Genomic DNA, 15765 nt, shown 5'->3' with positions numbered 1-15765 from the left:
GATTGATCGGACTTGGTTCAAGCTTAGTCGCTGGTGATGCGCCGTGAAGATTTTGTGTGCGGGCTGCCTAGCGCCATGAAAGTTTCAGGCCGCGTTTCCAGTCCGCCAGCCAGCTGGAGTTTTCGATTCGCTCCCATTGGCCCTTGTAGTACACCGACATGTGCTGGCCGGACCAGTCACGCACCCGTTCGTTGAACGCGTTCAGGTACTGGTTTGCCGGGCAGGCAATCCTGGCCCAGGGGTCGCAGATCCACAGACCCTGCCAGTCGTCCTCCGTGAAGTCCTGGGTCTCGACCAGGCTTGACGGCGTTTTGCCGACCACCACAAAGGCATGGGTAGGCGGACGTGAGCCCCATATCTGCGAGACGCCGCCGTTGGTGCGGATCAGTTCATGGGCGACATGGGCCATCTGGTCGCAATTGCCTGCCCCGGTCTTGAGGATGATCTCGGTGTAGTCGGGCTGCCCGACCAGCGTGTATTGCCACAGCACCACAGGCGCTGCGATCCGCAACCGCGCCAGGTCGTCGACGGCATCGGTAACGAGGTTGGCGGCGCCGACTCCGGTTCTTTCGACCAGCGCCAGCGTGCTGGCGTGGGCCTTCTGCGCGAGGTACTCGTTGATCTGCGCGGCGCTGGGGCCGCCGGCTACCACCGGGCGTGGCGGCCATATGTCCAGCTGCAAGGGTTTGGCGGCGACATGCACGTCCAGACGCTGTCCCTGGCTGGACGCGTTCAACAATAATTCCCGTTGTTTGAGGGGGGTCAGGGTACTGGCGGTATGGCGCAGCCTTGCCAGGGTGCCGTCAGAAAAACCGCGGGCTGCCAGTTGCCGGTACAGCACCTCCAGCGTCGGCAGTGCCACCAGCGGTTGCGTGGGCATGAGTTCGGCAATGTCCAGGTAATCGCGCTTGTAATCGCAGAAAGCGTGGATCAGCCGCGCGGCTTCGCCGCCCTGGCTGAAGTCCAGGTAATCGAAGACCACTTCAGGCGGGTTGGCGGTCTGGATAACTTCAAAGAACACACCGGTGTCGGCCTCGACAACCCAGCGTGGGCCCGGGATCGGCCCAGGCCGGGAGAGTTCGAACACCATGGCCCGCATGACGCGCGTGTCATCAATGCCTTCGGCGATACCTTGCAGTTCCACCACCCGGGTTTCATGGCCCAGCAGGTTGTCCAGTTGGTCGTCGGGCAACCCGAATTGCGGTTCGTCGACAAGCGTGCCCAGCGTGCGACGGCGATAGATCAGGGGCGGTGCCGGGACCTGGGTCAGCTCAAAGGCAACTTCGTCACGGCTGACTTCGTAAACGGTGTGGTGATACACCAGTCGCTGCTTCGCACCGCCCTGACTGGGCGCGGGAATGATCCGGATATGCTCCAGCGCTTGCACGCGACGTTGATGAATGGAGTGGTTAAACGCAGAGAGCCTTTTGGTGAAGCAAATGAATGGGGGCGCGTTGCGTTTGCTTCGGGTGGGCGTGCAGCGGGTGTCGAAATGGTGTTCGACGCGAAAATGAGCAGGCGATGCCAGGTCGTCCAAGTGGGTCGGTGCACTGTGTTCAAGGCGCATGACCTTGCCGTCAACCAGTAAATCCGTGGCGGTGGCGCGAGGAATGAGCAATGGCGGGGTGTCAAACAGGCGCTCGGTGACGCGCGCCTGGTAACCGTTGACGCAGTGCACCGGTGTCACGCTCAGGGCGCTGTCCAGGCGAAAGTTGGGCAGCGGTGGCCCATAGGGTCGCGCGCTGAAAGGGTCGAAGGCGTACCACTGCCTTTCGCGCATTATCGCGACAATGCGCGAAAAGTCGCTCCCGCCCAGTACGGCACCGATGCCGATGTCGGCCCTGGACAGCCAGCGCACGTACTCGCGCAACGGCGTGTTGGCGGTCCAGCGTTGTGTTTGCTCGATGGCTTCCCTCAGGGTGTGCCACGCGGCCTTGCCCAGAGCGATCAGGCCATGACGGGCCAACCTGGCGAGTGTGGGAGTAAGGTCGAGGGGGTTGAGGGTTGTCTGCAGCAGGTTCGTGCTCAATTTGCCCAGTTGCAGCAGTTTTATTGGCAGCGGTGCGGTGCTTTTCAGTACCGCCAGGCCGGCCGACGAGTAGGCGCGGGCGGGCATCAGCAGGCCGAACAGGTCGAGCAGGCACTGGTAGCTGCCATACGTCATGCGGTGGGGGTCGCCCGAGGCGATGTCCTGGCCGCACGACCACAACGGCACCAGGATTTTGAGGCGTTGGGTCAACGCGTCGTGGTGGTGTTCGAAGCCCTCTTCGGCGGACGCGCCGCGCGCCTGTTGTCGCGCAGCTTCGACGTCGAGGAAAAAATGCCGCTCGACGATGGCCTGGGTGATGCTGCGCAGGATCGCCGAACCGAACCGCGGGGTGGCGGTTTCGGCGGGTGTAGGGCCCTGCTGCCATAGCTGCTCGACGACCACCGTGGAGAACACGTTCGGCCGCGGCGCGCTGCCGGTTTCGTAGGCTTGCCAATCGATGGCCAGTGGATTGCCGGTGTGCAAGACACTGACGGGTTGAACCGAGCCTGGTCGGCCGGTGGTAACCGACAGGGGCTTGCCGCCCAGGTCAAACACCAGGGCGGGGCCGCTGCGTTTATGCAGGCGGTTGAGCAGTGGGAACAACTCGTAATCGTGGGTGGCGTGGGGCAGGGTGCAGCGCAGGATGATGCCGAAGCGCCCGACGCGGGCTCTTTTTTCCTCGCGGGTTTCCAGGGTTTCGGCCTTGGTGGCCTCTTTGCTCAGCACCAGCAATTGCAGTTCGCCGATGGGCAGCCGGGCACGCTCGGCCAGCGGCAATTGTGCCAGCAGGTCCTGAAGGGTGGTGGCGTACGCCTGTTTAAGGCGGTCAATGTGGGCGTCGAAGGCGTCCTCGAAGAGCGTATTCACATGCCCCAGGCGGCTGAACGCGCTGCGCATCAGGTTCAGGTCCAGGTGTGGGTGAACCGACGCCCAGTGGCGCGAAAAAGGCTGCAGCCAGCCCTGGCTGTGCAAGTCCACGAGGGAGTACTGGCTGAGGTAAGGCACGTTGTGCCAACGCGGCGGGCCGCTGGACGCCAGGCCGAGGTTCAGTTGCAAGCGCGACGCCAACGCCCAGCGCAGGTCGGGCGTATTGATACGGGGGTGGCCCGGGAAGACGTTTCGCAGGTCATCGAGCGCCACCGACCGGCGCGTCGGAAGGTCGCTGGCGAACGTCATGAAGGCGCTTTTCAGTGCCTCCAGGCGTGCCTGCAGTCGGGCTTTCGCCGCGTTGATCGCGCCGATCGGGTAGCGTCCGTCGGCCTGTTGCGTCAGTTCACCCTGGGCGACAGCCCAATCGAGCAGGCCTTGGGTTGCGGTGTATTCGCGCCATTGTTGTTGCTCGGGCGAGGTGTCCTCCCGTGACGCCAAGGCGATGACATCGTTGTAGCTCAGTTGCTGCGGTGAGCCGGGCGCGATCCTCTGCGCCATCGCCACGCCTTGGCTGAACACCAGCCACTGGGTGGAGGTCATGAAGCGCAACGTGTCCGGCAGTTCCCGCACCAGAAACTCCGGTGCTGCCCCCGCGAGCAGCAGGTGGGCCGCCAGCGGCGTGGCCTCAGCCGAGACGACGCCGCTGCGTATCAGGTGCAGTTCCAGGTCTTCACGCAGGGCCGCGTGGGAACGGCCCCATTGGCTGCTTTGCGCGAGGTTGAACCCCGCGACGACGTAACGCTGTTCGTCCGGCAGCGGATCAAGCTCGATCATCAGCGCGGCCAGCACCAGGTTTTCAAGGCTGGCGCTGTTGGTGTGTTCGTGTGGATGCTGGCCGTACCCGCCCAGTGCCTCCAGCAACCGTCGGCCCAGTTGCCGGGCAGGAGGGCGTCTGAGCATGAGCTTGAGCAACCGGTCGGCCTGGGTGCGAATCGCGGTTCGGGACAGCTCGGTCAACAACGGCCCCGCCAGATACTCCAACAGCCTGCTGCTCGTGCGCGGCAGCCAGGCGTTGACCCGCGTTCGCACGGTCTCACGCTGGTCGGGCGTTAACGGCAAACCTTGTCGATAGTCAGCGTGTTGAGTGCTGCGCGGCAGGGTCATTTCGAGGATTTGCAGCGTACCCAGGGCGTCGCCGGCGGTACGCGGAACGGCCAGACCCTGGCCTTGTAGATGCTGGGCGAGGCTGCGCGCCTCGGTGCGCGGCGCAGGTGCGAGCGCCGGATGCAAATGGGCGTCGCCGGCGCAGGCCTGCAGCAACGTCGAGTGCGTGGCAATCACGGCCTCAGCGGCTTTGCCCTCGAGCAGCGTGCGCAAAGCCGCCGCGGCATGGTCGCGGTCATGGTCCAGACGCTGCCAGTGCAGTTGCTGCATGAGCGCAATATCGGCCTCGGCGAAGTCGCAGACGGGCGGCACGTGCAGGGGCTGCGACGCGCGCAAGCGCAGGCTCAGCGCCCTGGCCGCGTCTGGCGTGGCGGGCACCGCCAGGTCATGGCACTGCAGCAACTGCGCCACGCTGAACTGGCCGCTTTGGTGAACAGAGGTGCCGAGCTGTTGCGCCACGCTGACCAGTTGTTCGAGACGGCCTGCCAGTGGCAGCGGCAACAGCCATTCGATGCCGAGTGCCACCTGTGCGCCATTTGCGCGCTGGCCGGTGAGCTGGCGGGTGTCGGGATCGAATGTGTAGTGGCCGGGCTGCAAGCCGTGAACCGGCTCCAGCGCCAGGAAGTCTTGATGACGGGTGATGTAATCCAGCAGCGCTGCGCCGGCTTGTTGGGCGTTGGCTGCAAAAGAGCCGGAGTCGAGGGTCAGCCTGTTGCGGTGAGCGGTTTGCGGGTTGAAACCCGCTTCGCTCGCGGCAGCCTCCAGGCTGTCGGCCAGCTGCAGCAGGTCTTGGTTCAACCGCTCGAAATCACGCGCCAGCGTTGGGCTGGCGCTGGCGAAAGGGTTGAGTTGATCGAGGGCCTGGATGACGATCATGCGCTGGCCCCGGGTCTGCGGCTGAGGGTAACCGTAGAACCGCAGCACTTGGCTGGCGGGCAATTGCAGCGTGTTCTCGCCGGCAGTCATCGGCCCGTACGGCACGCCGCTGGCCGCTGGGTCCAGGATGTCGGCGATGGTCAGGAGGGGAAGGGCCAGGGCGCACCCTTGCGCGTCGTCCCACAGGGTCCAGGTTTTTTGGGTCTGGTCTGTCAGGCTGCCATTGGCCAGGGTCAGGCTGGCGAGGTCGATGTTCCGTTGCCGGGCCCAGGCGATGAAGCGCGGGCGGTTAATGGCCTGGCGCCAGAGTTGCAGCCAGCAACCTGGCGAAGAATGGGGCGGTATCAGCAGCGGCGCGGCGCTGGTGCCATTCAAATGATTGATCAGGGCAGTGACCATGTGCTGATCACCCTCCTGGCGTCGGGTGCGGCCCTGCTCGAGTCGTTCGGTAGGCGTGTCCATTGATTTTCCCTGTGCATGGAGGCTGTTCCCTCATCCTGAGGGAGTGCCGCTGGCAGGGGGATCATGACGGTTCCGATTTACCTGTGGCCGAGCTCGAAGCCTTGGGCCAGAGCCTTCGTTGACGGGCGGAGGGCGTCGGCCCAGGCATGACGCTGCACCATCACTGTGCAATACTCACGGCCCTCGCGATGACCTGATAAATGCGTAAAGGCAGGTAATGCTTCCTTGTAAAAGGCTTATTTACCCAGACTTATCGCTGAATTTAGTCATTTTTAGAGTGAAAGACCCTAGTGTCGGCTTTTTATACTGCACCCCCGCCGATCCCGCAGGCTGTGCGCTGCCGGACGTGCCTGTCCACGAAACAGGCCTGGTTGAAGTGCACCCGGCTTACCGGCTTGGCGTGCGCAACGCTCGGTGGTTCATATCCAATAACAAGACGAGGTTGTACCCCTATGCCAGTTGGCAATCACCTGCCCCATGGCGAGACCGCTCAGGGCGGCCCGCTGAAACGTGAACTGGGCGAACGGCATATTCGCCTGATGGCCCTCGGCGCCTGTATCGGTGTCGGCCTGTTCCTGGGTTCCGCCAAGGCCATCGAAATGGCCGGTCCGGCGATCATGCTCTCCTACATCATTGGCGGCCTGGCGATCCTGGTGATCATGCGCGCGCTCGGCGAAATGGCGGTGCATAACCCCGTCGCCGGTTCGTTCAGCCGTTACGCCCAGGACTACCTCGGCCCGCTGGCGGGCTTTCTTACCGGCTGGAATTACTGGTTCCTGTGGTTGGTGACCTGCGTGGCAGAAATCACCGCCGTTGCCGTCTACATGGGCGTCTGGTTTCCCGATGTGCCGCGCTGGATCTGGGCGCTGGCGGCGCTGGTCAGCATGGGCACGATCAACCTGATTGCGGTCAAGGCATTCGGTGAGTTCGAGTTCTGGTTCGCGCTGATCAAGATCGTCACGATCATTGCCATGGTGATCGGTGGCGTCGGCATCATCGCGTTCGGCTTTGGCAACGACGGCGTGGCACTGGGGATTTCCAACCTGTGGGCCCACGGCGGCTTCATGCCCAATGGCGTGACCGGCGTGTTGATGTCCCTGCAAATGGTGATGTTCGCGTACCTGGGCGTGGAAATGATCGGCCTTACCGCCGGTGAAGCGAAGAACCCGCAGAAGACTATCCCGAGCGCCATCGGCTCGGTGTTCTGGCGCATCCTGCTGTTCTACGTGGGGGCGTTGTTCGTGATTCTGTCGATCTACCCATGGAATGAAATCGGCACCCAGGGCAGCCCGTTCGTGATGACCTTCGAGCGACTGGGCATCAAGACCGCCGCCGGCATCATCAACTTTGTGGTTATCACGGCTGCGTTGTCCTCCTGCAACGGCGGCATCTTCAGCACCGGCCGCATGCTCTACAGCCTGGCGCAGAACGGTCAGGCCCCGGCCGCCTTCGGCACCACCTCAAGCAATGGCGTGCCGCGCAAGGCGCTGCTGCTGTCGATTTTCGTGCTGCTGCTGGGCGTGTTGCTCAACTACATGGTCCCCGAGAAGGTCTTCGTCTGGGTGACGTCCATCGCCACCTTCGGCGCGATCTGGACCTGGCTGATGATCCTGCTGGCTCAGCTCAAGTTCCGTAAAAGCCTGAGCCCGGCCGAGGCAGCCGGCCTCAAGTACCGCATGTGGCTGTACCCGGTCAGTTCGTACCTGGCGCTGGCGTTCCTGGTGCTGGTGGTAGGGCTGATGGCGTACTTCCCGGACACGCGTGTCGCGCTGTATGTCGGCCCGGTGTTCCTGGTGCTGCTGACAGTGCTGTTCTACGTGTTCAAGTTGCAGCCCACCCAGGCTGCGGCGCGTGCTCAAGCCTGACGTTCAGGCGCACAACAAAAAGCCCCGGGATCGGGGCTTTTTGTTTTTCAGGCGGTGGCCACGCGAGGCGATTGGCTCAGGCGTTGGTTGAATTCCAGCCAGGCGCCCAGCGCGGCCATCAGGGCGGCGCCGACCAGTGCGGTGACGATTTGCATGGTGAAGGCATCGCCAGCCAGGGCGTTGAGCATATCCGCCAACGGCGCCAGTAAGACGCCCAGGCAGAATACTTCCAACGAATAACGCCCCATCCGGCAGGTCTGCCGGGCCAGCCAATTTTGTGTCCAGGCACGCCCAGGCAACAGTTTGGCGGTGACGTAGGCCAGCGCCAGGAAGTGCAACAGTCGCACCGGTGACAAGTCGGTCTTGCTGATCGGGTAGAGCAGTTCGCTCAAGGCCGCTGGCATCAATGCGTCGTGCACCTCAGGCCAACGCCAGGCGAGGGTGAGCACACCCGCCGCCAGCGCGTAGACCGCCGCCGTGACGAACAAAGGCTGGCGCAGCAATGGCCGATTATCCTGTGCGCGGGGTTGTTGCCCGTGAATGGCCGCCGCGCCACCCAGGACAAACAGAAACTGCCAGGTGACCGGGTTGAAGTACCACACGCCGTCAGCAATGGCGGCCAGGTTCCAGCCCTGGTGCGGCGCCAGCAGGTACACCGCCATCGACACCGCGACCACCGTCCAGGTCTTGCGCAGCAGCAGTGGCAGTACCAGCGGCAAGCCCGCCAACAGCACGATATACAGGGGCAGCGGGTCCATCAGGTTCGGCTTGAAGCGCAACAGCAATTCGTCCACCAGCGCTTGCTGAGGATGGGTGACAAAATGCGTCAGGCCCATCTCTTCGACCAGGTCGCGGGTTTCGACATGGCTGTTGGCGAAGAACACAATGCCCATCAGCATTGCCAGCAGGAAGATGTGCACCACGTACAGCACCCACGTGCGCCGCAGGATCTTCAAGCAGGCCATCCAGTAGCCTTCGCGCTGCAGGACCTTGCCGTACGCCAGCACCGAGGCGTAGCCGGCAAGGAACACGAAGACTTCAGCTGCGTCGCTGAACCCGATATTGCGCAGGGTGATCTGGCCGAGGGGATTGTGGGGGACGTGATCCCAGAAAATGAAGATCAACGCCAGGCCCCGAAAAAAATCGATGCGCGGGTCGCGTCCGTTCAGCATGGCAGCGGGCTCTTGAACAAATAGTTTAGTAATGACAGGTGCACGGCAACGTTGTCGCACGCCGCACGTCGGGCGGGCGCAGGTTGGCGGTATTTATAAGCAATTGCAAAGGCTGGGTATTACTGAATGTCTCTAGACATCAATGATTACCAACGTGCCTTGGCTACCGGCAAGGACCGCGTGGGCGATACCGGCTTGGACGAGGTACATCTGGCCGGCTTCCACGCGGATTTCCTCGTCACCGATGCTCAAGCGCAGCAGGCCGCTGATCACCAGCAGGCCTTCGTTGTAAGCGTGGGTTTCTGCCTCGTAGGCCTGCTCATCCATGCGCAACACCTTGATCCGCGCCGGGCCTACCTGGCCCAGGCGCGTGGATTTCCAGCTGTCAGGCAGTTGCCCGGCGAGGGCGTCGAAGTCGAGTAACGGCATGTGAATCTCCTGGTTTCAACGATGCCGTCGGTGGTCCGGTTCAGCAGTGAATAGTTTTCATCGGGTTACGCGGCTACCAGCTCATTCGGCTCAAAACTGTCCGCGCGTGCCATCTGCCACATGCGCGAATAGAACTCGCCGTTCACTTCACCGGTAAGCAGTTCACCGGGCTTGAGGAACACATGCAGCTGCGAGAACAGTTTGATTTCAGTCGCCGACATGCGTCGCACCAGGTGCTTGGCCGACAGCTGCGAGGGGTGATCCAGACCGGCTGCGGCGAGCATTTCCGCCAGGGCCTTAAGGGTGTTGCGGTGGAAGTTAAACACGCGCTGGGCTTTGTCCGGGACCACCAGCGCACGTTGGCGCAGCGGGTCCTGGGTGGCGACGCCGGTCGGGCATTTGTTGGTGTGGCAGCTCTGCGACTGGATGCAGCCGATGGCAAACATGAAGCCGCGCGCGGAGTTGGCCCAGTCGGCACCAATGGCCAGGACGCTGGCGATATCGAACGCGCTGACGATCTTGCCGCTGGCGCCGAGCTTGATCTTGTCGCGCAGATTGAGGCCCACCAGCGTGTTGTGCACAAACAGCAGACCTTCACGCAGCGGCACACCGATATGGTCGGTGAACTCCACCGGCGCGGCGCCGGTGCCGCCTTCCTTGCCGTCGACCACGATAAAGTCCGGGAGGATGCCGGTTTCGAGCATGGCCTTGGCGATGCCCATGAACTCCCACGGGTGGCCCAGGCAAAACTTGAAGCCCACCGGTTTGCCGCCGGACAGTTCGCGCAGTTGGGCGATGAACTGCATCATTTCAATCGGCGTGGAAAACGCGCTGTGGCGCGACGGCGAGATGCAGTCGTCGCCCATCATGATGCCGCGCGTCTCGGCAATTTCCTTGGTGACCTTGTGCTTGGGCAGAATTCCGCCATGGCCGGGTTTTGCGCCCTGGCTCATCTTGATTTCGATCATGCGTACTTGCGGGTTCTGCGCCTGCGCGGCGAAGCGTTCCGGGTCGAAGCGGCCGTCGCTGGTGCGGCAGCCGAAGTAGCCACTGCCCAGTTCCCAGGTCAGGTCGCCGCCGTTTTCGCGGTGGTAAGGGCTGATGCTGCCTTCGCCGGTGTCGTGGGCAAAGTTGCCGAGCTTGGCGCCCTGGTTCAATGCGCGAATGGCGTTGGCGCTCAACGAGCCGAAGCTCATGGCCGAGATATTGAACACCGACGCCGAGTACGGGTGCTTGCACTGCGGGCCGCCGACCATCACGCGAAACGCGCTCGGGTCACTCAACGGCGCAGGGCGCATGGAGTGGCCGATGAATTCGAAGCCCGATTGATACACGTCGATCAGGGTGCCGAAGGGTTTGTCGGCGGTTTCGTTCTTGGCGCGCGAATAAACCAGTGAGCGTTGCGCGCGTGAGAAGGGCAGCGCGTCGCTGTCGGATTCGAGCAGATACTGGCGGATTTCCGGGCGGATGGCCTCCACCAGGTAACGGATGTTGCCCAGGATCGGGTAGTTGCGGCGCACCGCGTGGGGGCTTTGCAGCAGATCGAACAGACCGATCAAGCTGAGCACGCCGGTGACCACGGTGATTGGCCACAGCCATTCATGTTCGATAAAGGGGAGGCTGGCGAGGGTAAAAATGACGCACACGGCAAAGAAGGCGTAACGGCTTAGTAACGACAGGCTCATACGGTTTTCCTTGGGTTCACTCATCGGCTAGGCGTTTTGCGCCTGTAGAAAGATCGAGAACAGCTCCGACTGGGATTTGATCCCTAGCTTGCTGTACATGTGTTTTTTATGGACTTTCACGGTTTCAACAGAGATTTCCAGCTTACGAGCGATTTCCTTGCTGGAGCAACCGCTGAGCATCAAGCGGCCCACATCCAGCTCACGGGCGGTAAGTTGCGCGCCCCAGTCATCATTCTGAATCGGCGGCTGCGGCGCGCTGACCTGCTTGAGCTCAAAGGGCAGTCGCTGGCGCAGCAAACTCAAGACCCAGGGCTGGATCAGCGACAGCAGAGCGATCTGCTGCGGGTCAAACCGCTGTTTGGAGCCCAGGGACAGGCACAGGGTACGCCCATCCGCCAACTGGCAATTAAATTGGATTTCATCGGCCACCACGTTCAGGCGGAAGTAGCGCTGGTAGTACTCGGTGAGTTCAAAGTGCTCCGGCGCGACTTCGGCCAGGCGAAACAGGCCGGTGCGTGAGTGTTCGCGGCTGGCGATATAGAAGGGGTCGAGCAGGTACAGGCCGTTGAGGTAGTCCTGGAACAACTGGTCCGGCGTGCCGTCGACGCCCGGGCATTCGGCGAACACCAGCGGGCGGTGCGCGCTGCTGAACAGCAATACCACCCAGCTGTCGAACGGCACGTAGTTGTCCAGCAAGCGCACGAGCTGGGTCCAGAAGTTGGCCTGGTCGAGGGCGTCTATCATTTGCCCCACCGAACGGTGCCAGGCAATGTCTTGTAGCGAGACTGTCATTCGTCTACCCCCATAGGGTTACCCCGGCGGCGTGATTTCCCCGGCGGGTGCGGCTGCGCATACTGCGCCACAGATAAAACAACAGGACTTCCCATGAAGGTCGAATTTGCCCAGTTGGCAGGTCGTGATAACGGCACAGCTTACAACCTTGAGCGCGCCTTGGCGGCAATTGCTGCCTGCGCCGCCGACACGCAACTGATCGTATTTCCGGAAACCCACCTGATGGGCTTCCCGTCAGCCGAGACCGTCGCCGACATCGCCGAACCGGTGGATGGCCCGACCGTGCAGGCCGTTATCGAGGCGGCTCGCGCAGGCAATATCGCCGTGGTGATCGGCATGGCCGAGAGCGACGCCGGCCAATTCTATAACACCACGTTGCTGATCACCCCCGAAGGCATCGCCCTGCGGTATCGCAAGACCCACCTGTGGGCCTCGGATCGCGGCGTGTTCACGCCCGGTGACCGCTATGCCACTTGCTTGTGGAACGGTGTGCGCGTCGGCCTGTTGATCTGCTACGACATCGAGTTTCCGGAAACCGCCCGCGCCAACGCGCAACTGGGCGCCGAACTGCTGATTGTCACCAACGGCAACATGGACCCTTACGGTCCCACGCACCGCACCGCGATCATGGCGCGCGCCCAGGAAAACCAGGCGTTTGCACTGATGGTCAATCGGGTGGAAGAAGGCGATGGCGGCCTGTTGTTCGCCGGCGGCAGTGCCCTGGTCGACCCGATTGGCACGCTGCTGTTCGAAGCCGGGCGCGAGGAAGGGCAATTTACCGTCGAGCTGGATCTCGACCAACTGGTGGCGGCTCGCAAGGACTACCGCTACCTCGACGACCAGCGCTTGAAATTGCCGGGTGAGGTGATCGAGCGCACGGATGGGACGCGTGAACTGCTGATTCCTAAACCCTGAGAATTCCTATGGCGAGCGGGCTGTTGTGGCGAGCGGGCTTGCCCCGCGTTGGGCTGCGCAGCGGCCCTAAAACCTGCAACCGCAGTTCGTCTGGAGAAATACAGCGAATGTAATGGGGCCGCTTCGCAGCCCAACGCGGGGCAAGCCCGCTCGCCACATCAAGCCCGCTCGCTACATCAAGCATCGCTCGCCACAGTAAATACGCTTGATCATAAGAAAAATGACATCCGCTTCACCGACTTCAGTTCTGCCATAAATCTAATAAATCAGCGGAGAATCGCTCATGGCTCGTTTGCAACGCACCCTGTCGTTAGGGTCGGTGGTGCTGTTTGGCATCGCCTATATGACGCCGATCATTGTGCTCGGCACCTTCGGCATCCTCGCGCAATCCACTGGCGGCATGGTGCCGGCCGCTTACCTGGCCGCCCTGGTGGCGATGTTCTTTACCGCCATGAGTTACGGGCGCATGGCGTCGGCCTTTCCGGTGGCCGGTTCCGCCTACAGCTACGTGCGCAAGGCGATCAGCCCGAAACTGGGCTTTATCGCCGGTTGGGCGGTGTTGCTCGACTACCTGTTCTTGCCCATGGCCATCTGGTTGATCGGGGCGGCGTACCTGCATTCGGCATTCCCTGCGGTGCCGCAATGGATCTGGGTGCTGGCGTTTATCGGCGTCACCACGGCGATCAATATCATCGGTCTGAAACTGGCCAACGGCATTAATGCGCTGCTGATGTTGGTGCAGTTTCTGGTGCTGATTGCGTTTGTCGCGCTGTGCATCCATTACATCGGGGGCGACGCGAGCAAGCCGCTGTGGACCGTCGCGCCGTTCTTCAACGGCCAGATGCACATGCCGCTGATCATGAGCGGGGCGGCGATTGCCTGCTATTCGTTCCTGGGCTTTGACGCGGTCAGTACCTTGACTGAAGAAACCCGCGACCCACGCCGGACCATTCCGCGGGCGATCATGCTGATCACCTTGATCGGCGGGTTGATCTTCGTTGGCGTGTCGTATTTCGTGCAGATCGCGCATCCCTCGTTCGAGTTTGCCGATGTGGATTCGGCGGCCTATGAAATTGCGCGCAATGTCGGCGGTGACCTGTTTGTGTCGATCTTCCTGATCGGCTTGATCGTCGGCCAGTTCGCCTCGGGGCTGTCGGCCCAGGCCAGCGGTTCGCGCTTGTTGTTCGCGATGGGGCGCGACGGCGTGTTGCCCAAGTCGTTCTTTGGCACCTTGCATGCGCGCTTCGGCACGCCGGTCAACAGCATCCTGTTGTGTGCGGTTGTGGCGTTGCTGGCATTGAAGCTGGATGTGACCACCTCCACCTCGTTCATCAACTTCGGTGCATTCCTGGCGTTCAGCCTGGTGAACCTGTCGGTGATCTTTCACTACTGGATCGGCGCGAAAGCGCGTGGCGTGCGTGAGTTGATGTTGTTCCTGCTGTTCCCGGCCATCGGCCTCGCGGCGGACGTGTGGCTGATGGTCAGCCTCGATCATCTGGCGATTTATCTGGGCGTGGTGTGGTTGGCGATCGGCCTGGTTTACCTGGGGTTCCTGACGCGCGGCTTCTCGCAACAGCCGCCGGAAATGGACTTTCAGGAAGCTGCATAGACGCTACAGGTCTATCCTTATTACAATCGGTTCTCGTTTGGGCGCGTGATTTGTGTTACTGTGTAACACATTGATCGCACTCAAACGCCCCGGAGGCACTCTGAAAACTGGTATCCATCCCGACTACCGCACCGTGCTGTTCCACGACACCGCCGCCGACGTGTTCTTCCTGATCGGCTCCACGGCCGACAGTGATCGCACCCACACACACAGCGATGGCAACGCGTACCCTTACATCCCGTTGGACGTCTCCAGCGCCTCGCACCCGATCTACACCGGCCAGCAACGCAAGACTCAGGTCGAAGGCCGGATTGCCGGGTTCAACAAGCGTTTTGCTTCGTTTGGCGCCAGCCCGAAAAACGCCGAGGCGTGAGGGATTCACGTTTCACCTCAAAGGCCGCTCCAGCATTTGGAGCGGCTTTTTTATGCGTTGATATCGCAAGGCCATCACCTGGTAAAAACCAACTAAACTACGGGTAATCGCCAGGAGGCATTGTCCCAGACCGTAAGGAACGCAGATCGACGATCCGAGGTGTCCCATGGGAGAGTCAGTGACCTTTATCGATGCCAACCGTCCAGTGCTGCTGTTGATCGACGCCCACCCGGACGTTTTGCACAGCCTCAAGCGATTGCTCAGCCTGGAGCCTTTCGAACTGCACAGCGCCACCTGCGCCGCTGATGCCCTGGGCATTCTCGCCACTCAACCCATTGACCTGGTGATGAGCGCCGCGCGTCTGCCGGACATGGATGGTGCCTCGTTGCTGGCGCACATCCACCAACACCACCCGCACACAGTGCGCATTCTGCTGACCGGCGAGACCGACCTGACGTTGATCGTCAAAGCCATTAACGAAGGCCAGATCTACCGTTACCTGAGCAAACCCTGGAACGATGAAGAACTGCTGCTGGCCCTGCGTCAATCCTTGGCCCATCAGCATTCGGAGCGCGAACGTGGGCGCCTGGAGCTGTTGATCCAGGCGCAGAACGATGAACTCAAGCAGCTCAACGCCACATTGGAAAAACGTGTTGCCTCTCGCACCAGTGAATTGCAGCAAACCGCCGATATGCTCGACCTGGCCTACGAAGAGCTCAAACACAGCTACGCCACGGGCACCGAGGTGTTCTCGTTGTTGGCCAACCTGCGCTTACCGCGCGCCAAGCAAACCAACCGGCAAATCATCGAGTTGGTGCGCACCTGGTGTGTGGCCCATGGCGTAGATGAGGCCAGTAACCGCGACCTGACCATGGCTGCCGCGCTCTACAACATCGGCAAATTGAGCTGGAGCGACAGCATGATGGCCTCGCCTTCAGACCTGTTGCACAGCAGCGACCGTGAGCGTTATCGCGCTTACGCCACCCAAAGCGAATCGTTGCTGATGACCCTGGAACCGATGAAAGACGCAGCGCGGCTTATCCGCCATCATCAGGAACGCTGGGACGGCAGCGGTTTTCCCGATCACCTCAAGGGTGACGCGATTCCCGCAGGTTCGCGCCTGTTGAAACTGGCGGTGGATTTTATCGAGCTGCAAAAAGGCCTGATCCTCGAACGCCAGATGAACAGCGACGAAGCGCTGCTCTATATCCGCAAATACGCCGGTCGCCTTTACGACCCCGACATGGTGGAAAGTTTTGTTTCAGTCTGCGCCACGTACCTCAATGACGTGACCCTGGGCGACCCCAGTGTCAGGGTGCTGGGCACCCGCGAGCTGGAGGAGGGCATGGTGCTGGCGCGCAACCTCAACGCCGATAACGGCATGTTGTTACTCAACGCCGGCAAGGTGCTGAACCTGCCGCTGGTGGACAAGTTGATCGCCTTTGAGACCATGGAAGGCGCCAGGTACAGCGTGTTTATCAAAGAGCGGCATGAAGGATTGCTTTGCGAATAACGCGCTATCTG

General features: G+C 61.8%; 10 protein-coding genes. 5 read left to right on the top strand and 5 right to left on the bottom strand.

The features are described from left to right. Positions 1-67 precede the first annotated feature (67 nt). A complete protein-coding gene (locus tag AC19YS_RS19610) occupies positions 68-5401 on the bottom strand; it encodes a hypothetical protein (RefSeq protein ID WP_500602450.1) in 5334 nt (1777 codons plus the stop codon). Positions 5402-5853: 452 nt separating this feature from the next. Between AC19YS_RS19610 and AC19YS_RS19605 the strand changes: the two genes are divergently transcribed. Further along, positions 5854-7266 (top strand): amino acid permease, encoded by a 1413-nt coding sequence (locus tag AC19YS_RS19605; protein WP_106579433.1) that lies wholly within the window; start codon positions 5854-5856, stop codon positions 7264-7266. Between the two features lie 47 nt (positions 7267-7313). On the opposite strand, the gene AC19YS_RS19600 is transcribed toward AC19YS_RS19605, so the two are convergent. The 4 genes from AC19YS_RS19600 to AC19YS_RS19585 form a co-directional block, all read right to left on the bottom strand. Further along, complete coding sequence (locus AC19YS_RS19600) at positions 7314-8438, bottom strand: OpgC family protein (RefSeq protein WP_500602449.1); 1125 nt, start codon at positions 8436-8438, stop codon at positions 7314-7316. A 132-nt stretch (positions 8439-8570) separates the two neighbouring features. Continuing rightward, positions 8571-8867, bottom strand: a complete 297-nt coding sequence (locus AC19YS_RS19595) for a cupin domain-containing protein (RefSeq protein WP_500602448.1) — start codon at positions 8865-8867, stop codon at positions 8571-8573. A 65-nt stretch (positions 8868-8932) separates the two neighbouring features. Then, entirely contained in the window at positions 8933-10552 is a 1620-nt protein-coding gene (locus tag AC19YS_RS19590; protein ID WP_500602447.1) for an FMN-binding glutamate synthase family protein, read from the bottom strand. 27 nt (positions 10553-10579) lie between these two features. Continuing rightward, the gene (locus AC19YS_RS19585; protein WP_106579429.1) at positions 10580-11344 is read right to left on the bottom strand and encodes a helix-turn-helix transcriptional regulator; all 765 of its coding nucleotides are present in this window, start codon (positions 11342-11344) and stop codon (positions 10580-10582) included. Positions 11345-11437: 93 nt separating this feature from the next. Between AC19YS_RS19585 and AC19YS_RS19580 the strand changes: the two genes are divergently transcribed. The 4 genes from AC19YS_RS19580 to nosR all read left to right on the top strand — a co-directional run bounded on the left by AC19YS_RS19580 (position 11438) and on the right by nosR (position 15754). Continuing rightward, positions 11438-12259: a carbon-nitrogen hydrolase family protein gene (locus tag AC19YS_RS19580; RefSeq protein ID WP_124416531.1), complete on the top strand. Its 822-nt coding sequence runs from the start codon at positions 11438-11440 to the stop codon at positions 12257-12259. A gap of 283 nt (positions 12260-12542) precedes the next feature. After that, the gene (locus AC19YS_RS19575; protein WP_106579427.1) at positions 12543-13868 is read left to right on the top strand and encodes an APC family permease; all 1326 of its coding nucleotides are present in this window, start codon (positions 12543-12545) and stop codon (positions 13866-13868) included. Positions 13869-13968: 100 nt separating this feature from the next. Then, complete coding sequence (locus tag AC19YS_RS19570) at positions 13969-14241, top strand: type B 50S ribosomal protein L31 (protein ID WP_500602494.1); 273 nt, start codon at positions 13969-13971, stop codon at positions 14239-14241. Between the two features lie 166 nt (positions 14242-14407). Next, a complete protein-coding gene (nosR, locus tag AC19YS_RS19565; RefSeq protein WP_106579425.1) occupies positions 14408-15754 on the top strand; it encodes a response regulator c-di-GMP phosphodiesterase, NosR family in 1347 nt (448 codons plus the stop codon). The last annotated feature ends 11 nt before the right edge of the window (positions 15755-15765 follow it).

The sequence above is a fragment of the Pseudomonas sp. MF08831 genome, from assembly GCF_059862645.1.
Note: the sequence above shows the minus strand (reverse complement) of the source record. Positions and strands in the feature narration are given on the sequence as shown.

Bases quoted from the DNA above. Each gene is read 5' to 3' on its own strand.
- AC19YS_RS19610 (WP_500602450.1), bottom strand. From the start codon at position 5,401: ATGGACACGCCTACCGAACGACTCGAGCAGGGCCGCACCCGACGCCAG.
- AC19YS_RS19605 (WP_106579433.1), top strand. From the start codon at position 5,854: ATGCCAGTTGGCAATCACCTGCCCCATGGCGAGACCGCTCAGGGCGGC.
- AC19YS_RS19600 (WP_500602449.1), bottom strand. From the start codon at position 8,438: ATGCTGAACGGACGCGACCCGCGCATCGATTTTTTTCGGGGCCTGGCG.
- AC19YS_RS19595 (WP_500602448.1), bottom strand. From the start codon at position 8,867: ATGCCGTTACTCGACTTCGACGCCCTCGCCGGGCAACTGCCTGACAGC.
- AC19YS_RS19590 (WP_500602447.1), bottom strand. From the start codon at position 10,552: ATGAGCCTGTCGTTACTAAGCCGTTACGCCTTCTTTGCCGTGTGCGTC.
- AC19YS_RS19585 (WP_106579429.1), bottom strand. From the start codon at position 11,344: ATGACAGTCTCGCTACAAGACATTGCCTGGCACCGTTCGGTGGGGCAA.
- AC19YS_RS19580 (WP_124416531.1), top strand. From the start codon at position 11,438: ATGAAGGTCGAATTTGCCCAGTTGGCAGGTCGTGATAACGGCACAGCT.
- AC19YS_RS19575 (WP_106579427.1), top strand. From the start codon at position 12,543: ATGGCTCGTTTGCAACGCACCCTGTCGTTAGGGTCGGTGGTGCTGTTT.
- nosR (WP_106579425.1), top strand. From the start codon at position 14,408: ATGGGAGAGTCAGTGACCTTTATCGATGCCAACCGTCCAGTGCTGCTG.